Source organism: Frigoribacterium sp. CF331, from assembly GCF_057787905.1.
On sequence record NZ_CM173545.1, the window covers coordinates 3,210,792 to 3,232,760 of the forward strand.

Annotated in this window: 20 protein-coding genes; 17 read left to right on the forward strand and 3 right to left on the reverse strand. The window is 70.2% G+C overall.

The features are described 5' to 3' along the window. The first annotated feature begins 45 nt into the window (after positions 1–45). The 4 genes from secD (at position 46) to AC3CCI_RS14910 (ending at position 5,541) form a co-directional block, all read left to right on the forward strand. Entirely contained in the window at positions 46–1,809 is a 1,764-nt protein-coding gene (secD, locus tag AC3CCI_RS14895) for a protein translocase subunit SecD (protein WP_488627651.1), read from the forward strand. Further along, a complete protein-coding gene (gene secF, locus AC3CCI_RS14900) occupies positions 1,809–2,819 on the forward strand; it encodes a protein translocase subunit SecF (RefSeq protein WP_354594259.1) in 1,011 nt (336 codons plus the stop codon). The genes secD and secF overlap by 1 nt, the downstream gene beginning before the upstream one ends. After that, positions 2,816–3,166 (forward strand): rhodanese-like domain-containing protein, encoded by a 351-nt coding sequence (locus AC3CCI_RS14905; protein WP_488627652.1) that lies wholly within the window; start codon positions 2,816–2,818, stop codon positions 3,164–3,166. The genes secF and AC3CCI_RS14905 overlap by 4 nt, the downstream gene beginning before the upstream one ends. Positions 3,167–3,249: 83 nt before the next feature. After that, on the forward strand, positions 3,250–5,541 hold the full coding sequence (locus AC3CCI_RS14910; RefSeq protein ID WP_488627653.1) for a RelA/SpoT family protein: 2,292 nt from the start codon (positions 3,250–3,252) through the stop codon (positions 5,539–5,541). Here AC3CCI_RS14910 and AC3CCI_RS14915 read toward each other — a convergent pair. From AC3CCI_RS14915 to AC3CCI_RS14925, 3 genes are all read right to left on the reverse strand, one after another. Further along, positions 5,528–6,145: a hypothetical protein gene (locus tag AC3CCI_RS14915; protein WP_488627654.1), complete on the reverse strand. Its 618-nt coding sequence runs from the start codon at positions 6,143–6,145 to the stop codon at positions 5,528–5,530. The two genes, AC3CCI_RS14910 and AC3CCI_RS14915, sit on opposite strands and share 14 nt — an antisense overlap. Before the next feature lie 88 nt (positions 6,146–6,233). Beyond that, positions 6,234–7,463, reverse strand: a complete 1,230-nt coding sequence (locus tag AC3CCI_RS14920) for a DUF349 domain-containing protein (RefSeq protein ID WP_354594256.1) — start codon at positions 7,461–7,463, stop codon at positions 6,234–6,236. Between the two features lie 89 nt (positions 7,464–7,552). After that, positions 7,553–8,344, reverse strand: coding sequence for a peptidylprolyl isomerase (locus AC3CCI_RS14925; protein ID WP_354594255.1), 792 nt, complete (start codon positions 8,342–8,344; stop codon positions 7,553–7,555). A 65-nt stretch (positions 8,345–8,409) separates the two neighbouring features. On the opposite strand from AC3CCI_RS14925, the gene AC3CCI_RS14930 reads away from it, so the two are divergent. The 13 genes from AC3CCI_RS14930 (at position 8,410) to nusB (ending at position 21,904) form a co-directional block, all read left to right on the forward strand. Beyond that, positions 8,410–9,819 (forward strand): replication-associated recombination protein A, encoded by a 1,410-nt coding sequence (locus tag AC3CCI_RS14930; RefSeq protein WP_488627655.1) that lies wholly within the window; start codon positions 8,410–8,412, stop codon positions 9,817–9,819. A gap of 221 nt (positions 9,820–10,040) precedes the next feature. After that, positions 10,041–10,670 (forward strand): 30S ribosomal protein S4, encoded by a 630-nt coding sequence (rpsD, locus tag AC3CCI_RS14935; RefSeq protein ID WP_043592736.1) that lies wholly within the window; start codon positions 10,041–10,043, stop codon positions 10,668–10,670. A gap of 121 nt (positions 10,671–10,791) precedes the next feature. Then, positions 10,792–10,983, forward strand: coding sequence for a hypothetical protein (locus AC3CCI_RS14940; RefSeq protein WP_354594253.1), 192 nt, complete (start codon positions 10,792–10,794; stop codon positions 10,981–10,983). Positions 10,984–11,039: 56 nt separating this feature from the next. Then, positions 11,040–13,712 (forward strand): alanine--tRNA ligase, encoded by a 2,673-nt coding sequence (gene alaS, locus AC3CCI_RS14945; RefSeq protein WP_488627656.1) that lies wholly within the window; start codon positions 11,040–11,042, stop codon positions 13,710–13,712. Between the two features lie 8 nt (positions 13,713–13,720). Then, complete coding sequence (ruvX, locus tag AC3CCI_RS14950; RefSeq protein ID WP_354594251.1) at positions 13,721–14,230, forward strand: Holliday junction resolvase RuvX; 510 nt, start codon at positions 13,721–13,723, stop codon at positions 14,228–14,230. A 3-nt stretch (positions 14,231–14,233) separates the two neighbouring features. Beyond that, complete coding sequence (gene mltG / locus AC3CCI_RS14955; protein ID WP_488627657.1) at positions 14,234–15,553, forward strand: endolytic transglycosylase MltG; 1,320 nt, start codon at positions 14,234–14,236, stop codon at positions 15,551–15,553. A gap of 107 nt (positions 15,554–15,660) precedes the next feature. Beyond that, positions 15,661–16,866 carry a chorismate synthase gene (aroC, locus tag AC3CCI_RS14960; protein WP_488627658.1) on the forward strand — a complete coding sequence of 402 codons (1,206 nt, stop codon included), beginning with the start codon at positions 15,661–15,663 and terminating at the stop codon, positions 16,864–16,866. Further along, positions 16,863–17,378, forward strand: a complete 516-nt coding sequence (locus tag AC3CCI_RS14965; protein WP_488627659.1) for a shikimate kinase — start codon at positions 16,863–16,865, stop codon at positions 17,376–17,378. Before aroC ends, AC3CCI_RS14965 begins: the two co-directional genes overlap by 4 nt. Further along, complete coding sequence (gene aroB, locus AC3CCI_RS14970; protein ID WP_488627660.1) at positions 17,375–18,463, forward strand: 3-dehydroquinate synthase; 1,089 nt, start codon at positions 17,375–17,377, stop codon at positions 18,461–18,463. The genes AC3CCI_RS14965 and aroB overlap by 4 nt, the downstream gene beginning before the upstream one ends. Positions 18,464–18,492: 29 nt before the next feature. Continuing rightward, complete coding sequence (locus AC3CCI_RS14975; RefSeq protein ID WP_488627661.1) at positions 18,493–19,716, forward strand: ATP-binding protein; 1,224 nt, start codon at positions 18,493–18,495, stop codon at positions 19,714–19,716. Further along, on the forward strand, positions 19,713–20,828 hold the full coding sequence (locus AC3CCI_RS14980) for a tetratricopeptide repeat protein (RefSeq protein WP_488627662.1): 1,116 nt from the start codon (positions 19,713–19,715) through the stop codon (positions 20,826–20,828). The genes AC3CCI_RS14975 and AC3CCI_RS14980 overlap by 4 nt, the downstream gene beginning before the upstream one ends. A gap of 98 nt (positions 20,829–20,926) precedes the next feature. After that, positions 20,927–21,490, forward strand: a complete 564-nt coding sequence (gene efp / locus AC3CCI_RS14985) for an elongation factor P (protein WP_354594244.1) — start codon at positions 20,927–20,929, stop codon at positions 21,488–21,490. Between the two features lie 3 nt (positions 21,491–21,493). Beyond that, complete coding sequence (gene nusB / locus AC3CCI_RS14990; protein ID WP_354594243.1) at positions 21,494–21,904, forward strand: transcription antitermination factor NusB; 411 nt, start codon at positions 21,494–21,496, stop codon at positions 21,902–21,904. Positions 21,905–21,969: the final 65 nt, after the last annotated feature.

Consider the following 21,969-nt stretch of genomic DNA (forward strand, 5'->3'; position numbering starts at 1 on the left):
CGCTCCCGGTGAGCGCGCGCTCCCATGAGAAAGCAGAGTTCCTCCGTGGCACGCTCGACGCCGGTGAAGAAAGCAATACGATCCCTGACCTGGCTGTTGGTCATCATCGCCGGCCTCACGGCACTCAACGGCACCGCCACGTTGCTGAACGACTCCGGTCGCGACGGCTGGTGGAACGGTGCCAGCTGGGTGCCCGAGCTGGCCCTCGACCTGCAGGGCGGAACGCAGATCACCCTCGCCGCGCAGCTGCAGAACGGAGAGACGGTCTCGTCGCAGCAGCTCGACCAGGCCGTGACGATCATCCGTCAACGCATCGACTCCGCCGGCGTCTCCGAGTCCGAGATCACGAAACAGGGCACGCAGAACATCGTCGTGTCGATCCCTGGTCGTCCCGACAACCAGACCCTCGAGCGCATCGAGGCGTCGGCCAAGCTGACCTTCCGCCCCGTTCTCTACACCGAGGCCGTGTCGAGTGCCGCGGTGGGCGGCGGGGGCGACGGCGCCACCGCCAGCCCGTCCGCCACCGCCTACACGCCGAACCCCGACCTCGAGAGCACGCCGACGGCGTCCCCGACCAACGGGTCCGACCTGGCGTGGATCACCCCGCAGCTCGCCGACCTGTACCAGAACTACGACTGCGCGGCCGACAACGACGTGGCCACGGCCCGCGACGACCAGCCGCTCGTCACCTGCTCGACGGACGGCACGGCGAAGTACATCCTCGGTCCGGTCGAGGTCCAGGGCTCGGACATCAGCGACGCCACGAACGGCCTCGCCACGGACTCGCAGGGCAACTCGACCAACACCTGGGCCGTCAACCTCGAGTTCGACGGACAGGGCACCGACCAGTTCTCCGCGGTCACCTCGCGACTCGTCTCGCTGCAGGCCCCGCAGAACCAGTTCGCCGTGACCCTGGACAACCAGGTCATCACCGCGCCGTCGGCCAACGCGGCGATCACGGACGGGCGCGCGCAGATCACGGGCCAGTTCACCCAGGACTCCTCGAAGACCCTCGCGGACCAGCTCAAGTTCGGCGCCCTGCCGCTCAGCTTCTCGGTGCAGAGCAACGAGACGATCACCGCCACCCTCGGCCAGACCCAGCTGGTGAGCGGCCTGATCGCCGGCCTGATCGGTCTGCTCCTGGTCGTCGCCTACTCGCTCGTCCAGTACCGTGCCCTGGCGTTCGTCACCGTCCTGTCGCTGGTGATCGCGGCCGTGCTCACCTACCTCGTCATCGCGATCCTGTCGTGGCGCGAGGGCTACCGCCTCTCGCTCGCCGGCGTGACCGGGCTCATCGTGGCGATCGGCATCACGGCGGACTCGTTCATCGTGTACTTCGAACGCATCCGAGACGAGCTACGCGACGGTCGCATCCTCGAGAGCGCCGTCGAGTCGGGCTGGAAGCGCGCCATCCGCACCATCGTGGCGTCGGACACCGTCAACTTCCTCGCGGCCATCACGTTGTTCATCCTCGCGGTGGGCAACGTCAAGGGCTTCGCCCTCACCCTGGGCATCACCACGGTGATCGACCTCATCGTCGTGTCGCTCTTCACCCACCCCATGCTGCAGTTGATCGCCCGGACGCGGTTCTTCGGTGAAGGTCACTCGTTCAGCGGGCTCAACCCGCGCGCGCTCGGTGCCGTGTACCGGGGTCGTGCCCAGTTCCGCACCCCAGCGGTCGCGGGCCGCAAGGGAGCCGGCGGTCGCGAGGCCGTCAAGCGCCAGACCATCGCCGAGCGGAAAGCCGCCGAGAAGAACACCGATCGCGCCGACGCGTCGACCGCCGGTGAAGGGAAGAAGGACTCCTGATGGCCAGTTTCTCGAAGTTCGGCAACGACCTCTACACGGGCGCCCGGTCGTACGACATCGTCGGCCACCGGCGTCGCTGGTACTGGATCGCCGCCCTCGTCATCCTGATCTCGGTCACCGTGCCGTTCCTCCGTGGAGGATTCCACTTCGGCATCGAGTTCACCGGCGGGTCGGAGTTCCAGGTGGCCCAACCGGCCGAGCTCGACCAGGACGTCGCGACCCGGACGGTCGACGAGGTCGTGCCCGGTTCCAACCCCCGGGTCACCCAGGTGGGCACCGACACGATCCGCGTGCAGACCTCCCAGCTCGAAGCCACGCAGACCAACGACGTCGCGGCCGCCCTGGCCACGGCGTACGACGTGCCCGACGACCGGGTGACGTCGTCCTTCATCGGGGCTTCCTGGGGCGCGGACATCACCGGTCAGGCCATCAAGGGCCTCGTGATCTTCCTGATCCTCGCCGCGATCGGCATGACGCTGTACTTCCGCACCTGGAAGATGTCCCTGGCCGCGATGGCGGCCCTCCTGCACGACCTCGTGCTGACGGCGGGCATCTACGGCATCGTCGGTTTCGAGGTCACCCCCGCCGCGGTCATCGGGTTCCTCACGATCCTCGGCTACTCGCTCTACGACACCGTGGTGGTCTTCGACAAGATCCGCGAGAACACCGCCGACGACGGCGAGGGGTCTCGACGCACGTTCGGCCAGTCGGTCAACCTGGCGGTCAACCAGACGCTCGTCCGGTCCATCAACACGTCGGTCGTGGCCCTGCTCCCGGTCGCCGCGATCCTCTTCATCGGCGCCTTCGTCCTCGGGGCCGGCACGCTCCGGGACATCTCGCTCGCGCTCTTCATCGGCATCCTGGTGGGCACCTACTCGACGATCTTCATCGCGTCGCCGCTGTACGCGACCCTGCGCATGCGCGAACCCGAGATCGCCAAACGCGACGCCCGCAAGGTCGAGGCCCAGAAGACCGCGCCGCTCACCGTCGACGAGACGGTCGGCGCATGATCGGCGGGTCCCCACGCCCCGAGGTCACCGCACGCGAGGCCGTCGACGGCCTGGCGGCCGGTTCGTTCGTCCTCGACGTCCGCGAGCAGCACGAGTGGGACGACGCCCACGCGCCCGGTGCCGTCCTCATCCCGCTGTCCGAACTCGCCGAGCGCACGGTCGAGGTCCCGACCGACCGGCCCGTGCTCGTGGTCTGTCACTCGGGCATGCGGTCCGCACGCGCCACGGACGCCCTCCGAGGCATCGGCATCGACGCACGGAACGTCGCGGGGGGAATGCTCGCCTGGCGCGACGCGGGCGGAGTCGTCACCTCCGGTGACGACGACGAGGGCCGTCCGTCGGACTGACTCCCGACGGGTACCCTTGACCCACGGGACGCGACCACGACGAGCGACGGTGGCGCCCCGACCCGAGAGAACGAGGTGCTGTCGTGACCGAGATCACCACACGGAACAACTCGGCCCCGCCCGAGACGCCCGGCGGCCAGAACACCGCCTCGTTGCGCACGTTGCTGCCCCGGTTGTTCTCTCGTAGCCAGCCCGCCGGCGCGGTCGACCGTCTGGTGAAGACCGTGCGCATGCACCACCCCAAGGCCGACCTCGTCATCATCGAGCGCGCCTACTCGGTCGCCGAGAAGGCGCACACGGGCCAGCTGCGCAAGAGCGGCGAACCGTACATCACCCACCCGGTCGCCGTGGCGCAGATCCTCGCCGACCTCGGCATCGGGTCGAAGACCGTCGCCGCCGCCCTCCTGCACGACACGGTCGAAGACACCGACTACACGCTCGCGATGCTGCAGCGAGACTTCGGTGACGAGATCGCCATGCTCGTGGACGGGGTCACCAAACTCGACAAGCTGAAGTACGGCGACAGCGCCCAGGCCGAGACCGTCCGCAAGATGGTGGTCGCGATGTCCAAGGACATCCGGGTGCTCGTGATCAAGCTCGCCGACCGCCTGCACAACGCCCGCACCTGGGGCTTCGTCGAATCGGCGTCGGCCACTCGCAAGGCCACCGAGACCCTCGAGATCTACGCGCCCCTGGCCCACCGGCTCGGAATCCAGACCATCAAGTGGGAACTCGAAGACCTCTCGTTCGCCGTCCTGCACCCGAAGCTCTACGTCGAGATTGACAACCTGGTGAAACAGCGCACGCCTCAGCGTGAGCAGTTCGTGCAGAACGTCATCAACGCCGTCAAGTCCGACCTGAAGTCGACCAAGATCCGCGGCGACGTCATGGGCCGCCCGAAGCAGTACTACTCGATCTACCAGAAGATGATCGTCCGGGGTCGCGAGTTCGACGAGATCTACGACCTGGTCGGCATCCGCATCCTGGTCAACTCGCTCCGGGACTGCTACGCGGTGCTGGGTTCGATCCACGCCCGCTGGAACCCCATCCCGGGACGCTTCAAGGACTACATCGCGACGCCGAAGTTCAACTTGTACCAGTCGTTGCACACGACCGTGATCGGCCCGAAGGGACGCCCGGTCGAGATCCAGATCCGCACGCACGAGATGCACCAGCGGGCCGAGTTCGGCGTGGCCGCTCACTGGAAGTACAAGCAGCGCATGAACGGCGGCCGCGACGACCAGGGTGGCGCCAAGACCGAGACCGACATGGCCTGGCTCGCGCACATCTCCGACTGGCAGGCGGAGACGGCCGACCCGAGCGAGTTCCTCGACAGCCTGCGCTTCGAGATCGGCGCGAAGGAGGTCTACGTCTTCACGCCCCAGGGCAAGGTCATCGGCCTGCCGTCGGGTGCCACACCCGTCGACTTCGCCTACGCGGTCCACACCGAGGTGGGCCACCGCACCATGGGCGCGAAGGTGAACGGCCGACTCGTCCCGCTCGAGAGCGTCCTCTCGAGCGGTGACGTCGTCGAGGTGTTCACCTCGAAGAACCCCGACTCGGGGCCCAGCCAGGACTGGCTCGCGTTCGTCAAGAGCCCTCGTGCCCGCAACAAGATCCGTCAGTGGTTCACGAAAGAGCGCCGTGACGAGGCCATGGAGCAGGGCAAGGACGCCATCGCCCGGGCCATGCGCAAGCAGAACCTGCCCCTGCAGAAGCTCATGACGCAGGACAGCATCGCCGAGGTCGCGGCGACGATGAGGTACGACGACGTCTCGAGCCTCTACGCCGCAGTCGGCGAGGGCCACATCTCGACGCAGTCCGTGATCGAGAAGATCCTCGCGGCGGTCCACACGCAGACCGAGGTCGACGAAGGCGAGTTCGAGTTCCCCAGCCAGGGCCGAGCCCGCCCGCTGCGGAACAGCGACTCGGGCGTGCTCGTCCGGGGCGCACCCGACATCCTCGTCAAGCTCGCGAAGTGCTGCACGCCCGTGCCCGGGGACCAGATCGTCGGTTTCGTGACCCGTGGGCAGGGCGTGAGCGTGCACCAGGCCAACTGCCACAACGTCCAGGGGCTGCTGAAAGAACCCGAGCGCATGATCGACGTCGAATGGGCGCCGTCGTCCAAGAGCGTGTTCATGGTGCAGATCCAGATCGAGGCCCTCGACCGGAGCGGCCTGCTGTCGGACGTCACGCGCGTGCTCTCGGAACACCACGTGAACATCTTGTCGGCGACGGTGTCGACCTCGACCGAGCGCCTCGCGCTCAGCCGGTTCGTGTTCGAGATGGGTGACACGACCCACCTCGACCGGGTCCTGAACGCGGTGCGTCGGATCGACGCCGTCTACGACGTCTACCGGGTCAGCGCCGGCTGACCTCTCGACCGTGCTCGGCCCGGGCCCCGGTGTCGTCGTCCGGGCTCGTCGGCCCTGGGCCGGGCGGCCACACACGGCTCAACTGGTCGAGGGTGCGTCGTCGGTGCGGCAGCCTGCCCCGCCGGTCGAGCACGCCGACCGCCTCGGCGAGCGTGACCTCGTGCCGTCTCGAGACGTCTCGGGCGCGGGTCTCGTCGCCTGGCGTCCAGGACTCGTCTCGCGCCAGGTCGACCACGGTCCGAGCCGGGGTGGTGACCGCCACACCACGGACGTCCACGATCTCGTCGTCGTCGATCACGACCTGTCGCACGATCGAGCCCCGGCTCCGGTGCTTCACCCGGGCCGGCGAGACCACGAACCCGGTGTGGGGGAGCGGTGCGGGCCCGCGCGCGCCCCAGACCCAGGCCGCCGTCCGCCCGGCGACAACCACACCGGGGCCGAGGGAAGCGCCGGCCGAGAGCGCCCGCCCCATGGCATCGTCGATCTCGGCGACGCTGCACCACGCGTCGCCGACGGGGTAGACCTGGCCGTCGAGGGCGGCCGCCTGGAGCTCGGGCCCCGGCAGGTCGGCTTCGGTGAGCAGCGCGGGCAGTCGTGCGGGCATGACCTCAGCCTGCCCGACGCCGGCCCGAGTGACGAACCGCCCGACACTCCCTGTGGAGAGTCGGGCGGTCCGTCGTGCCGGTGGGGGACTAGCCCAGGGCGTCCAACCAGACCTTGCGGGCGTCGAGGGCTTCTCGAGCCTCGCGGACCCGTCGGGCGTCACCGCTCGCCTCGGCCGTGGCGAGTTCGTCCTCGAGCTTGACGATGGCGTCGTGGAGCTGGCTCGCGAGACCCTGCGAGCGGGCCTGGCGCTCGGGGTTGTTCTTCTCCCAGAACTGTTCGTCGAGCTGACGGACGTGCGACTCGACCTTGCGGAGCCGGTCCTCGACGACGCGGACCTGCTCGCGGGGCACCCGACCGATCTCGTCCCATCGGAGCTGCACCGACGTCAGGGCCTCACGGGCCGGGACACGGTCGGTCACGGTGAGGATGCGCTCGGCCTCGGTCAGCAGCTCGAGCTTCTGGGCGAGGTTGGCGTCGTACTCGGCGGCGTCTTGAGCGACGACCTCGGACTTCGCCGCGTAGAGGACGTCGCCGGCTCGCTTGAACTTGGCCCAGAGAGCGTCGTCGTACTTCTTCCCGGCCCGGCCGGCGCGCTTCCAGTCGTCGAGCAGCCCGCGATACGCGGGGATGCCGTCGACGCCCTTGGGGGCGAGGGCCTCGGCCGACTCGACGAGGGCCTGCTTGCGCTGGCGGGCGTCGCGATGGGTGGCGTCCAGCTCGGCGTAGAACGCCTTGCGGTGCTGGTCGATCGTGGTGCGCGCGGCACGGAAGCGCTTCCAGAGGTCGTTGCCCTCGCCCTTGGGGATGCGCGGACCGTCCTGCTGGTGCTTCTGCCACCGGGCGAAGATGTCGTCGATGCTCGCCGTGACCTGTTTCCACTGCACGCGGGCGGGGTCCTGGGCGGCGAGGGCCTCGGCCTCGACGACGAGTGCCGTCCGGTAGGCGACCGCCTCGGTCAGGGCCTGCTGGGCCTCGGCGCTCTGCTGCTGCGTGAGCTCGTCCACCGTGGAGTCCAGAGCCGAGACACGGGTGCGGAGGGCCTCGAGGTCACCGACCGCGCTGGGCTCGACCAACTGCTGCCGCAGGTGCGTGACGGTCTTGACGACGTCACCCGCCGAGGCGCCGCGCTTGATGCGCTGCTCGAGCAGCGTCACCTGCCCGGCGAGTTCGGTGAACTTGCGTTCGTAGTAGGCGAGAGCCTCGGCAGGCGTCGCGTCGGGGTACTGCCCCACGGCGCGCTCACCGTCGGCCTCGCGGACGTAGACCGTGCCGTCGTCGTCGACGCGGCCCCAGGGTGCCTGATCGTCAGTAGCCACTTTTATCCCTTGCTGAAAGTGCTCGTCGCGGAACCCGGACGGGCCACCGCGATGGGTGCCCAGCCTATTGCACGGCGGGCCGGGACGGACTACTCGACGGTCGCACCCGTGATCGTGGTCGCCACGACGGGGGAGCCGTCGGTCTCGCTCGTGCCGGGCGTCAGGCCCGCGTCGGTGATGTCCGCCTCGAGCTGGTCGAGCCCGCTCGTGACCCGGCCGACGACCGTGTACCCACCGGTGGAACCGTCGAGGGTCGTGTCGCCGTACGTGATGAAGAACTGGGTCGACTGCGAGTACGGGTCGCTGCTGCGGGCCATGGCGATGGTCCCGGCGGGGTAGACGCCGTCGGCGGGGACGTTCTCGAGCGGCCCGAAGGTGAAGCCGGCGTCGCCCGTGCCGTCGCCGTTGGCCGAGCCGCACTGGATGAACTCCGCCGTCGGGGCGTTGCTCATCCGGTGGCACGTCGTCCCGGTGTAGAAGCCCTTCCGGATGAGGTCGATGACGACGCTCGCCGCCTGGGGCGCCTGGGCACCGTCCAGCTCGATGCCGAGGTCGACGGTGTCGTTCAGCGTCAGCTGTCCGGTCCAGGTCCGTCCCTCGGCAATCGTGTCGCTCGGCACGTCGCCGACGTTCTCGCCTGCGGCGGGCGTCGAGGAGGCGCTGGGCGAGTCCGAGGGAGCGGCCTCGGGGGCGCCGGGCCCGCTCGTCGACCAGAGGACCTGCGACACCGCGGCCAGGCCGACCACGACCACGACGGCGACGACGGCCAGGACGTTGTCGCGGCGCCGGCGGGCGACCTGGGTGGCGTGCACCTGCTGACGAGCGGTGTACCTGCGGAGCCGGTCTCGGTTCTCACGGTCCGGGTTCTTGCTCGGTGCCACGGGTCCTCCAGCTCGGTGATGTCCAGCCTGCACTGTATCGGAGGGCCGGTCTAGCATGGGTCACCATGAGCCCGCTCCCGCAGAGCTCGACCCCCCTCGCGGTCCGCATGCGTCCCACCACCCTCGACGAGGTCGCCGGCCAGCGACACCTGCTGCGGCCCGGATCACCGCTGGTCACGCTGGCGTCCGACACGGGTGCCGACCAGGGGGCAGTCTCGGTGATCCTCTGGGGCCCGCCGGGCACGGGCAAGACCACCCTCGCGCAGGCGATCGCCCGCAGCTCGGGTCGCCAGTTCATCGAGTTGTCCGCCGTGACCGCCGGCGTGAAGGACGTGCGCCAGGTCATGGAGAAGGCCCTGTCGAACCGCGACCTCTACGGGACGACGACGGTGCTCTTCCTCGACGAGATCCACCGCTTCACGAAGGCCCAGCAGGACGCCCTGTTGCCCGGCGTCGAGAACGGTTGGGTCATCCTGATCGCGGCGACGACCGAGAACCCGTCCTTCTCGGTCATCACGCCCCTCCTCTCCCGGTCGCTCCTGCTGACCCTCGAGCAGCTGAGCGACGACGACCTGACGCAGCTCGTGCAGCGGGCCGTGGTCGACCCGCGCGGCCTCGACGGGTCCGTGCGCCTCGACGACGAAGCCCTGGCGACCATCGTCCGGCTGGCCTCGGGTGACGCCCGGCGGGCGCTGACGGCGCTCGAGGCGTCGGCGCAGTCGGCGTGGGCCACGAAGCTCGAGGCCGACGCGGTGCCTGCCGCCTCGGCCGACGACGCGAGCGACGCCGACTTCGACCCCGACGCCGAGTACGACGGCACGGACCCGGACGACGACCGCCCCGCGATCACGTCCGAGATCGTCGCCCAGTCGGTCGACCGCGCGCTGCTCCGCTACGACCGCAACGGCGACGAGCACTACGACGTGATCAGCGCCTTCATCAAGTCGATCCGGGGCTCCGACGTGGACGCCGCACTGCACTACCTCGCCCGCATGATCGAGGCGGGAGAAGACCCCCGCTTCATCTGTCGACGGATCATCGTGTCCGCCGGCGAGGACATCGGCATGGCCGATCCCCAGGCACTGACCGTGGCGGTGTCGGCCGCGACGGCGGTGCAGATGATCGGCATGCCCGAGGGGCGCATCCCGATGGCCGAGGCCGTCGTGTACCTGTCGACCGCACCGAAGTCCAACCGGTCCTACTCGGCCCTCGACGCCGCGATCGCCGACGTCCGGGCGGGCAAGGCCGGCCGGGTGCCCAAGCACCTCCGCGACGCGCACTACCCCGGCGCGAGACGCCTCGGGCACGGCAAGGGCTACCGCTACGCCCACGACTCCAAGTTCGGCGTGGTCGAACAGCAGTACCTGCCCGACGAACTCGTCGGGCACGAGTACTACGAGCCCACCGCCAACGGCAACGAGCGCGACGTCGCGGCCCGCCTCGAGAAGCTCCGTCGCATAACGCGCGGGCACTGACGACCCGCCCGTGTCCGTGCTCGCATCGGCACCCGGCCTCCTGTATGCTCGGGTGGTTGCCTGTTCTCGGGCGTCGACGCGCGGCTGCTGACGACGACCCGATCAAGGTGCGACGACCTGTAGCCGGTCGCCACCGCGGCACTCACCCCTCTTGTTACGCCGCCCGGCGCTCGCGCGCTGGGGCGGTCCACGACGATCCACCGACAAGAAAAAAGGAACAAGTGTCCACCAAGTCACGTACCCGCAGCAAGACCCGTCTCTCGCGTGCCCTCGGCATCGCACTGACCCCGAAGGCCGCTCGTTACCTCGAGAAGCGCCCGTACGCACCCGGCGAGCACGGCCGCACGAAGCGCAAGACCGACAGCGACTACGCCGTCCGACTGCGTGAGAAGCAGCGCCTGCGTGCCCAGTACGGCATCCGCGAGGCCCAGCTCAAGATCGTCTTCAACGAGGCCCGCAAGGCCTCGGGCCTGACGGGTGAGAACCTCGTCGAGCTGCTCGAGACGCGTCTCGACGCCCTCGTGCTCCGCGCCGGTTTCGCCCGCACGACCGCGCAGGCCCGCCAGATGGTCGTGCACCGTCACATCCTCGTCGACGGCAAGCTCGTCGACCGCCCCTCGTTCCGCGTCAAGCCGGGTCAGATGATCCACGTCAAAGAGCGCAGCGAGAAGACCGAGCCCTTCCAGGTCGCCGCGGCCGGTGGTCACGTCGACCTCCTGCCCAAGGTGCCCGGGTACCTCGAGGTCGAGATCGACAAGCTGCAGGCGCGCCTCGTGCGTCGCCCGAAGCGCGTCGAGGTCCCGGTGACCTGCGAGGTCCAGCTCGTCGTCGAGTACTACGCGGCGCGCTAGGACCCACCATCCCGTCAGGAGCGGGCCACGGTCGTGGCCCGCTCCTTTCGCGTTCCCGGGGCCGGTAAGCTGATGTGTCGTCGCGCCCGCACGTCGCGGCCCCAGCCACAGAGGAGTCCCCGTGAAGAGCCTGTTCCTGCTCGTCGTCGGTGTCGTCGGCGGTTTCGCCGTCGCGCACCAGGTCAACAAGACGCCCCGCGGTCAGCAGTTCTTCGGCGACCTCGACGGCAACGTGCAGTCGTTCCGCGCCGCCGTGGTCGACGGCTACAAGGCCCGCGAGGCCGAGCTCCGCTCCGACCGCGACGAGTCCTGAGCGCCGAGCCGCGCCTCCTCGTCCAGACACACGACCCACCCACCCTCGGGAGAACCATGCAGACCGCTGAGATCCGCCGCCGTTGGCTCGACTACTTCGGCGACCGGGGCCACACCGTCGTCCCGTCCGCGTCGCTGGTCAGCGACGACCCGAGCCTGCTCTTCACGGTCGCCGGCATGGTCCCGTTCATCCCGTACCTCACGGGGCTCGTCCCGACGCCCTTCCCGCGGGCCACCAGCGTCCAGAAGTGCATCCGCACCAACGACATCGAAGAGGTCGGCAAGACGCCGCGCCACGGCACGTTCTTCCAGATGAACGGCAACTTCTCGTTCGGCGACTACTTCAAGGAAGAAGCGATCGGCTACGCCTGGGAACTCCTGACCTCGAGCGAGGCCGACGGCGGGCTGGCGTTCTCGCCCGACGACCTCTGGGTCACCGTCTACGAAGAGGACGACGAGGCCATCGCCCTCTGGAAGAAGGTCGCCGGCCTGCCCGACGAGCGCATCCAGCGCCTCGGCAAGGAGTCCAACTACTGGCACACGGGCCAGCCCGGACCGGCGGGGCCCTGCTCCGAGATCTTCTTCGACCGTGGCCCGGCCTACGGTGTCGACGGCGGCCCGGCGACCGACGACGACCGCTACGTCGAGATCTGGAACCTCGTGTTCATGCAGTACCAGATCGAGAACGTCCGCTCGAAGGTCGACTTCGACATCGTCCGCGAGCTGCCGAACAAGAACATCGACACGGGCATGGGCCTCGAGCGGGTCGCGTTCCTCAAGCAGGGCGTCGACAACATGTACGAGATCGACCAGGTGCGCCCCGTGCTCGACAAGGCCGCCGACCTGTCCGGCCGCCGTTACGGCGCCGTCCACGACGACGACGTCCGCATGCGGGTGATCGCCGACCACGTCCGCAGCTCGCTCATGCTGCTGTCCGACGGCGTGCGGCCGTCGAACGAGGGCCGCGGGTACATCCTGCGTCGCCTCCTGCGCCGCACCGTGCGGTCCATGCGCCTGCTCGGCGTCGAGGGAGCCACCTTCCCCGAGCTCTTCCCCGCCTCCCGTGACGCCATGAAGGCCGCCTATCCCGAGGTCGAGGGCGACTACGAGCGCATCTCGCGCCTGGCCTACGCCGAGGAGGAGACCTTCCTGCGCACCCTGGCCGCGGGCACGGACATCCTCGACATCGCCGTCGACGACACCAAGCAGCGCGCCGCCACCGGGGCGACCCCCCGGCTGCAGGGCGACACCGCGTTCCTGCTGCACGACACGTTCGGGTTCCCGATCGACCTCACGCTCGAGATCGCCGAGGAGAACGGCCTCACGGTCGACCGCGAGGCCTTCGACCGGCTCATGTCCGAGCAGCGCGCCCGCGCCAAGGCCGACGCCAAGTCACGCAAGGTCGCCCTCGCCGACCTCAGCGTCTACAGTGCCTTCCGCGCCCAGGGCGAGACCGTCTTCACCGGCTACGACGAGCTCGACACCGAGACCCGGGTCCTCGGCCTCATCGTCGGCGGCGTCGGGGTCGACCGGGCCGTGGCGGGAGACATCGCCGAGGTCGTCCTCGCCGAGACGTCGCTCTACGCCGAGTCCGGCGGACAAGAGGCCGACTCGGGACGCATCGTCGGCACGGGCTTCGACCTCGAGGTGCTGGACGTCCAGAAGCCCGTGAAGGGCCTCATCAGTCACCGCGTCCAGGTGACCTCCGGCGAGGTGGGCGTGGGTGACGCGGCGACCAGCGTCGTCGACCCGGCCTACCGGCGGGGTGCGACGCAGGCGCACTCGGCGACGCACCTGATCCACGCGGCACTCCGCGAGGTCCTCGGTCCCGAGGCGCACCAGGCCGGCTCGTACAACAAGGCGGGCTACATGCGCCTGGACTTCAACTGGAACCAGGCGCTCAGCGCCGAGACGCGCTCCGAGATCGAGGAGATCGCCAACGGCGCGATCCGAGACGACCTGCAGGTCGTGACGCGCGAGATGCCCCTCGACGAGGCCCGCGCCCTGGGCGCGATGGCGCTGTTCGGCGAGAAGTACGGCGAGACCGTCCGCATGGTCGACATCGGCGGGCCCTGGTCACGCGAGCTGTGTGCCGGCACCCACGTGTCGACGAGCGCCCAGGTCGGCCTGATCAACCTCGTCAGCGAGAGCTCGGTGGGTTCCACCAACCGACGGGTCGAGTCGCTCGTGGGCGCGGACGCGTTCCGCGACTTCGCCGCCGAGCGAGCCATCGTCTCGCAGCTGACGTCCTCGCTCAAGACCCCGCGCGACCAGGTGGCCGACCGCGTCGGTGACCTGGTCGCGAGCCTCCGTGCAGCCGAGAAGAAGATCGCCGAGTTCGAGTCGGCCCGTCTGGCCACGCGCGTCCCGGCGTTGGCCGAGACGGCGACCACGGTGGGCGACCTGACGGTCGTCGCCGAATCGGTCGGAGCCCTCGGGTCGACGGACGACCTGCGATCGCTGGCACTGTCGGTCCGCGAACGACTGGGCTCGTCGACGGCCGCGGTGGTCGCCCTGGCCGCCGACGTGTCCGGCAAGCCCGCCGTGATCGTCGCGACGACCGACGGAGCCCGTCGCGCCGGCGTGAAGGCCGGGCGTCTCGCGAAGGGGGCCGCCTCGGCCCTCGGCGGCGGCGGCGGCGGCAAGGACGACCTCGCGCAGGGCGGCGGATCCGACGTCTCGTCGATCCCCGCGGCCCTGGCCGGCATCGTCGCCGAGTTGCGGGCCTGAGCACCGAGATGCGTCGCGGCGTCCGCATCGGCATCGACGTGGGCAAGGCCCGGGTCGGCGTCGCCCGCACCGACCCCGACGGTCTGATCGCCACCCCGGTCGAGACGCTGGCCCGCACCACGGACGGCGTGGCCGACGTCGGGGCCGTCCGCGACCTCGTCGTCGAGCTGGACGCCCTGGAGGTGATCGTCGGGCTGCCCATCGCCCTCTCGGGCCGCGACACGGCGTCGACCCAGGACGCCAGGGACTTCGCCCGGACGATCGCGCGCGCCGTGTCCGTGCCCGTCCGACTGGTGGACGAGCGGTTGTCGACGGTCAGCGCGCAGGGTGCCCTCCGTGCCTCCGGCCGCAAGGGCAGGTCACAACGGTCCGTGATCGACCAAGTGGCCGCTGTTATCATCGTGCAGCACGCGCTCGACCTCGAGCGCTCGAGCGGTCGACCGCCCGGGCGGACGGTCGACGCGACCCCAGAGACGGGCGGCGACGACGCCGCAGCCGCCACCGACGAAAGACTGTGATTCGTGGCCGACGAACCCGATTGGGACGAGATCTTCTCGTCGCAGCCCCAGAACGACCGCCCCGCCCCGACCTCCGGACGTGACGACGGTGCACCGTTGCGGCGCAGCACGCATCAGGAGGCGCCGGCCCTGTCCCGGCGTGAGCAGCGTGAACGCGAACGGGAACGCGAGCACCGGGACGAGCCCGTGGTCGTGCCGCCGTCCGACGGCGGTGGGCGACGTGGTCGGGGCCGACCGGAGCGCGAACCGCGCCCCCACCGGTCGAAGAAGGGGCCGATCGTCCTCGCTGCCGTCCTGGTGCTCGTCCTCGCCGGCGGCACCGCCGGGGTCGCGGCGGCCTGGGGGCAGGTCCAGCCCCTCATCGCGAAGTTCACGGGTGACGACGAGCCCGCCGACTACGCGGGCAGCGGCAACGGCACGGCCGTCGACTTCGCCATCGTGTCGGGGCAGGTCGGCTCCGACATCGCGCAGAACCTGGCCGACGCCGGCGTCACGCAGAGCTACGAGGCCGCCTACTCGATCCTGCTGTCCGACCCGACGATGACCTTCCAACCGGGCACCTACACGCTGCAACAGCAGATGAGCGCACAGTCGGCGCTCGACGCCCTGCAGGACAGCGCCAACCGCATCACGAACAAGGTCGTCATCCCCGAGGGGACCGTCGCCGCGGACGTCTACGAACTGCTGGCGTCGGCGACCTCGATCCCCGTCGCCGACGTGCAGGCGGCCGCGGCCGACTACACGTCGTTCGGACTGCCGGCCGAGGCCACGAGCCTCGAGGGGTGGTTGTTCCCGGCCACCTACGAGCTCGACCCGGGCAAGTCTGCGCACGACTACCTGCAGGACATGGTCACGACGATGACCCAGCACCTCCAGACCGCCGGGGCACAGCCGGCCGACTACCAGAAGACCATCGTGTTCGCCTCGTTGATCCAGAAGGAGGCCGGTCTCGCGGACGACTACCCGAAGGTGGCCCGGGTCTTCCAGAACCGACTCGACCAGGGCATGTTGCTGCAGTCCGACGCGACCGTCGCCTACGGCACGGGCAACACGCACCGGGTCACGACGACCGACGAAGAACGCGGTGACGCGAACAACGCCTACAACACGTACGTCCACGAGGGACTGCCGGTCGGCCCGATCTCGAACCCCGGCGACCTCGCCCTGAACGCCGCCCTCCACCCGGCCGACGGCACTTGGCTCTACTTCGTCACCGTGAACCTCGACACGGGCGAGACGGCGTTCTCGACCACCTTCGCCGAGCACGAGGCCGCGGTGAAGCAGTGGCAGGCGTGGATGCGCGACCACCCCGAGTACCAGTAGCCCCGGGGAAGGGGCGTCCGGGCGACCGGGTCACGGTCACCCACCCGGGGGCCCGGCCGACCGTCACCCGGTCGGTCGGGCCCCCGCTCTGTGGGAAGATCGTCACCATGCTTCGTTGGTTGACCGCTGGAGAATCTCACGGGCCCGAGCTCGTCGCCGTCCTCGAGGGACTGCCGGCCGGGGTGCCGGTCTCCCTCGACGCGATCCGTGCCGACCTCGCCCGCCGCAAGCTCGGCTACGGCCGCGGGTCCCGCATGAAGTTCGAGCAGGACGAGCTGAACATCTCGGGCGGCGTCCGCCACGGCCTGACGATGGGCAGCCCGGTCGCGCTGCGCATCGGCAACACCGAGTGGCCGAAATGGGTCGAGGTGATGAACCCCGAGCCCGTCGAGGTCAGCGAGGCGTCGCGCGGTCGCAGCGCGCCGCTCACGCGGCCCCGCCCGGGTCACGCCGACCTCGTCGGCATGCAGAAGTACGACTTCGACGAGGCCCGGCCGATCCTTGAACGGGCCAGTGCGCGCGAGACGGCGGCCCGGGTCGCGCTCGGCGCCGTGGCGCGGTCCTTCCTCGCCGAGCTCGGCATCGAGCTCGTCAGCCACACCCTGTCCATCGGTCCCGTCCGCGTGCCCGACGGCAGTCCCGTGCCCGTGCCGTCCGACGTCGACCGTCTCGACGACGACGCGTTGCGCTGCTTCGACCCGGCGACGAGCGCCCTCATGGTCGACGAGGTCGAGTCGGCCAAGAAGGACGGCGACACCCTCGGCGGCGTCGTCGAGGTCCTCGCCTACGGCGTCCCGCCCGGGCTCGGCTCGCACGTCCAGTGGGACCGTCGCCTCGACTCGCAGCTGGCCGCCGCGCTGATGGGCATCCAGGCGATCAAGGGCGTCGAGGTCGGTGACGGCTTCGAGACCACCAGGAGGCGCGGGTCGGTGGCCCACGACGAACTGCACCGTCAGGGCGGGGTCATCTCACGCGACACCGACCGGGCCGGCGGCACCGAGGGCGGCATGAGCACGGGCACCGTGCTGCGCGTCCGCGCCGGCATGAAGCCCATCGCGACCGTCCCGCGGGCGTTGGCCACGGTCGACGTGACGAGCGGTGAGGAGAGCAAGGCCCACCACCAGCGATCCGACGTCTGCGCGGTCCCCGCGGCGGGCGTCGTCGCCGAGTCGATGGTCGCGCTCGTGCTGGCGAACTCCGTCCTCGAGAAGTTCGGCGGCGACTCGCTCGGCGAGACCGCGCGCAACCTCCGGGGCTACCTCGAGGCCATCCCCGAGAACCTGCGGACTCAGCCGGCGTCCGCCGCCGAGTGACGAACGCGGGCCCGGTCGTCCTGATCGGGCCGATGGGAGCCGGCAAGACGAGCATCGGCAAGAAGCTCTCCCGTCGCCTCGACGTGCCCTTCGTCGACAGCGACCGCCTCGTCGTCCGGCGCCACGGGGCCATCGCCGAGCTGTTCGAGCGTCACGGCGAGGCGCACTTCAGGGAGCTCGAACACGCGGCCGTCGTCGAGGCGCTGGCCGGCGTCGGGGTGGTGTCGCTGGGCGGGGGAGCCGTGCTCGACCACCGCACCCGCGCCTCCTTGTCCGGTCTGCCCGTCGTGCTGCTGACGGTGACGGCCGAGGCTGTGGAGTCGAGGCTCGCCGGAGGTTCGCGACCCCTGCTGCAGCGGGGCGGCGTCGACGCCTGGCGCGCCATCGCCGACGAACGCGACCCCGTCTACCGGTCGCTCGCCTCCGTCGTGTTCGACACGTCCCACCGCCCCGTCTCGACCGTCGTGGACGACATCGAGACCTGGCTCGACTCCGAGAGAAGCACCGCATGACCGACGACACCGACACCACGACCATCCACGTCGCAGGAGACGCCCCCTACGACGTCCTGATCGGGCGGGGCCTGACGGACCGTCTGCCGGGAGTGCTGCACCCCCAGACCAAGAAGGTCCTGATCGTCCACGCACCCACGCTCGGTCGGAAGGCCGGCGAGGTGCGCGACTCGTTGGTGGCGGCGGGCTACGAGGCCCTCATCGCCGAGGTGCCCGACGCCGAGGACGCCAAGCGCATCGAGGTCGCCGCCTTCTGCTGGCAGGTGCTCGGCCAGGCCGACTTCACGCGGACCGACGCGGTGATCGGCCTCGGCGGCGGTGCGATCACCGACCTGGCCGGCTTCGTCGCCGGCACGTGGTTGCGCGGCGTGCCGCTCGTCCAGATGCCGACGAGCGTGCTCGGACTGGTCGACGCGAGCGTCGGCGGCAAGACCGGCGTGAACACGGCCGAGGGCAAGAACCTCGTCGGCGTCTTCCACCCGCCCGCGGCGGTGCTCGCCGACCTCGACCACCTCGACACCCTGTCGAAGAACGAGATCCTGGCCGGCTTCGCCGAGGTCGTCAAGGTCGGCTTCATCGCCGAGCCCGAGATCCTCGACATCGTCGAGGCCGACGTCGACCGCGCGACCGACCCGACGACCGCCGAGTTCCGCCGGGTCGTCGAGCTCGCGGTCGGCGTCAAGGCGCGCGTCGTGGGCGAGGACCTCACCGAGCAGGGCCTGCGCGAGATCCTCAACTACGGTCACACCCTCGGCCACGCCGTCGAGCACGCCGAGCGCTACCAGTGGCGTCACGGCGCCGCGGTGTCGGTCGGGATGGTCTACGCCGCCGAGCTCGCCCGCCTGACGGGCCGGTTGTCCGACGAGGCGGTCGACCGTCACCGTCGCATCCTCGAGTCGCTGACCCTTCCCGTGTCGTACCCCCTCGGTCGCTGGAACACCCTGCTGGCCACGATGCAGCGCGACAAGAAGGCGCGTGCCGGCCTGCTGCGCTTCATCGTCCTCGACGACATCGGCAGGCCGACGGTGCTGCAGGGGCCCGACCAGAGCCTGCTGTTCGCGGCCTACCAGGAGATCGGTTCATGACGAAGCGTCGGGTTCGCTAGCATCCAGGGGTGCACGAAGCCCTCATCCGCTCGCTGCGCCTCGCCGTCGAGGCCGCACCGGGAGACGTCCCCCTCCGCGTCCACCTCGGCCGACTGCTCGTCGAGGCGGGTCGGGTCGACGAGGCCCTGGTCGAGGCCACGTCGGCCCTCACGATCGACCACGACGATGCCGACGCGCGGTCCCTCATGCGCGACGTCCTGGCGTCGACCCTGCCCGAGCCCGCGGACGACGCGATCCGGGGCTCCGACGTCGAGGCCGATGCCACGACCGCCACCCCGCCGGGCACTCCCCGTCCCGACGGGCCATCCGACGACTTCGACTGGATCTCGGCCGAGGACGACCTGCGGGCGGCCGCACTGCGCATCGATCGGCCCGGACTGAGGCTCGACGACGTCGCCGGGATGTCCCGGGTCAAGGCGAGCATCGACGCCGCGTTCCTCGCGCCGTTGCGCAACCCCGAGCTGCGCCGGCTCTTCGGCTCGAGCCTGCGCGGTGGGCTGCTCATGTACGGTCCGCCGGGTTGCGGCAAGACATTCCTCGCCCGGGCGGTGGCCGGTGAGCTCGGTGCGTCCTTCTTGACCGTGGGCATCGCCGAGCTCGTCGACCCGATGGCCGGCGGCCCCGAACTCGCGGTGCGCCGGGTGTTCGATGCCGCACGTCGACACGCTCCCTGCGTGTTGTTCCTCGACGAGCTCGACGCGATGGGGCCGCGCCGGAGCGGTGTCGGCGGGGGCGGCCTCCGGGGCGTCGTCAACCAGTTGCTCGCCGAGCTGGACGGCGTCGCGGACGACAACGACGGCGTGTTCGTCCTCGGGGCCACGAACCGCCCGTGGGACGTCGAGCCCGCCCTGCGTCGGCCCGGCCGTTTCGACCGGACGGTCCTCGTGCTGCCGCCCGACCTCGAGGCGCGGCGTGACATCGCTCGGCTCCGGTTCGTCGGCAAGCCCGTCGACGACCTCGACCTCGACGCCCTGGCCCGACGGACGGCCGGCATGTCGGGCGCGGACGTCGGGTACGTCTGCGACCTGGCGGTCCAGCGGGCCCTCAGCGCGAGCGTCCGGAGCGGCGTCACCCGGAACGTGTCGCAACGGGACCTGCGCGACGCGCTGTCGCAGGTCAAGCCGTCGATCGCGACCTGGTCGGCCAGCGCACGGAACGTCGTGGCCTACGGGACGGACGACGGCACCTTCGACGAGCTCCGCGCGTACCTGAAGAACGGGCAGCGTTCGTGAGCGGCGACTCCCTCGCCGAGGCCGTCGCCCGGGTCGAGGCCGACCACCCTCGGGCCGCGGCGGAACTGCTCGCCCGTCACCTCGCGGCGCATCCCGGCGACGCCTCCGCCCTCCGCCTCCTGGCGGCGGTGCAGGCACGACTCGGCGAACGCTTCCGCGCACTCGAGACCATCAGGGCGTCCCTGCGCGTCGACGCCGACGACGCCTGGTCGTGGACACTCGTGGCAGAGCTCACGACCGCGCTCGGTGAACACGAGGAGGCGCGGGCGGCGTCTCGGACGGCTCGTCGCCTCCGCCCCGACGCATGGTGGACGCACGCCTCGGTCATCTGGACCGACCTCGCCACCGGTCTCGTGTCCGACGAGACCCGTGAGGCGGCGATCGACTGCCTGCGGCTCGGCGGGGACGTGCCGGACGCCTACCTGGCACCGGCCGGACTCGCGTTGGCGGACGATCGGCTCCGGGCGGCCGGGACCGCCTACCGAGCGGCCCTGCACCTCGATCCCGAACACGAGGGCGCCCTCCGCGGCCTCGCCCGGCTCGATCTGCTCGAGGGGCGGGTGACGAAAGCCACGACGGCCACCCTGGCCATGCTCGCCACCCGTCCGACGTCGCGTCCAGCCCTCCTGCAGCTGAGGGGCATCCTGCACGGAGCGCTCGCGAGGACGGGGTCCGTCCTGCTGGCGGCCCCGTTCGTCTACGTGCTCCTGACCTTCGTCGCCTTCGCGATCGCCGACACGACGGGCGACTCCCCGGCCCTGGCGGTGGCAGTGGGGGCCGCCGCGGTCCTGACCTTCGTCGGGACGGTCTGGCTGTTCGTCCGGGCCGTCCTCCGATTCGCGAGACACCTGGGCGACCACCTCGAGCCGTTCCTCGCGAACCTGTGGCACCTCAGCCCCGCGCACGCGATCTGGTTCGGCCTGCAGCTGACGACGCTGCTGGGACTGGCCGTCCTCGCCGTCGCCGTGGCCGCGATCGACTTCGACGACCCCGTCCTCGGCCGGATCGCGCTCACCGTGGTGGCCCTCCTGGTGGTCTCGTTCCTCATGAGGCCGGCGCTGACGTTGTCGCTCTCGGATTCGCCGAACCGAGCCGCACGCGAATCGGGCTAAACTCGTCCTGGCCTCATCGGCCCACGCCCGTGTCGGCGGCCCCGGGCCACATCACCGGCGGTCCGCCCCACTCGACCACTTCAAAGGATCACTCGCGCATGGCGACTACCAACGACATCAAGAACGGTGCCGTCCTCAACCTCGACGGCCAACTCTGGAACGTCATCGAGTTCCAGCACGTCAAGCCGGGCAAGGGTGGCGCGTTCGTCCGCACCAAGATGAAGAACGTCATGTCGGGCAAGGTCGTCGACAAGACGTTCAACGCCGGGACCAAGATCGACTTCGCCAACGTCGACCGTCGCGAGTACACCTACCTCTACGCCGAGGCCGACGGGTACGTCTTCATGGACACCGCCGACTACGACCAGATCAACGTGCCGGCGACGATCGTCGGCGACGCCAAGAACTTCATGCTCGAGAACCAGAACGTGCAGATGGCCCTGCACGACGGCGACCCGCTCTACATCGAGCTGCCCGCCTCGGTCATCCTCGAGGTCACCTACACCGAGCCGGGCCTCCAGGGCGACCGCTCGACCGGTGGCACGAAGCCCGCCACCGTCGAGACCGGCTACGAGATCCAGGTCCCGCTGTTCCTCGAGGCCGGCACCAAGGTCAAGGTCGACACGCGCGACGGTGGCTACCTCGGCCGCGTCAACGACTAGTCGGTGAGCGCACGCACCAAGGCGCGCAAACGCGCCCTCGACGTCCTGTACGTCGCCGACATCCGTCAGATCAGCATGACCGACGCGCTCGTCGCCGAGACCCAGCGGGCCCTCGACCAGCCCGAGCGCGGGTCGAGCTGGGGGTACGCCCGAGACATCGTGCAGGGCGTCATCGACCACCGCGACGAGATCGACGAACTGATCGAGACGTACTCGCAGGGCTGGACCCTCGCCCGCATGCCCACCCTCGACCGCGGCATCATCCGCATCGGCATCTGGGAGCTCCGCCACAACGACGAGATCCCCGACGCCGTCGCGATCAGCGAGGCGGTCGAGCTGGCCCAGACCCTGAGCACCGACGACTCGGCCTCGTTCGTGAACGGACTGCTCGGCCGCATCGCGACCGGCGGCTGATCCGCCGTGCCGGTCCTCCGCCGGTCGGCGAACCGGTAGGGTCGAAGCATCCACACCGACATCCT

Bases quoted from the DNA above. Each gene is read 5' to 3' on its own strand.
- secF (WP_354594259.1), top strand. From the start codon at position 1,809: ATGGCCAGTTTCTCGAAGTTCGGCAACGACCTCTACACGGGCGCCCGG.
- AC3CCI_RS14905 (WP_488627652.1), top strand. From the start codon at position 2,816: ATGATCGGCGGGTCCCCACGCCCCGAGGTCACCGCACGCGAGGCCGTC.
- AC3CCI_RS14915 (WP_488627654.1), bottom strand. From the start codon at position 6,145: ATGCCCGCACGACTGCCCGCGCTGCTCACCGAAGCCGACCTGCCGGGG.
- AC3CCI_RS14930 (WP_488627655.1), top strand. From the start codon at position 8,410: ATGAGCCCGCTCCCGCAGAGCTCGACCCCCCTCGCGGTCCGCATGCGT.
- alaS (WP_488627656.1), top strand. From the start codon at position 11,040: ATGCAGACCGCTGAGATCCGCCGCCGTTGGCTCGACTACTTCGGCGAC.
- ruvX (WP_354594251.1), top strand. From the start codon at position 13,721: ATGCGTCGCGGCGTCCGCATCGGCATCGACGTGGGCAAGGCCCGGGTC.
- aroC (WP_488627658.1), top strand. From the start codon at position 15,661: ATGCTTCGTTGGTTGACCGCTGGAGAATCTCACGGGCCCGAGCTCGTC.
- aroB (WP_488627660.1), top strand. From the start codon at position 17,375: ATGACCGACGACACCGACACCACGACCATCCACGTCGCAGGAGACGCC.
- efp (WP_354594244.1), top strand. From the start codon at position 20,927: ATGGCGACTACCAACGACATCAAGAACGGTGCCGTCCTCAACCTCGAC.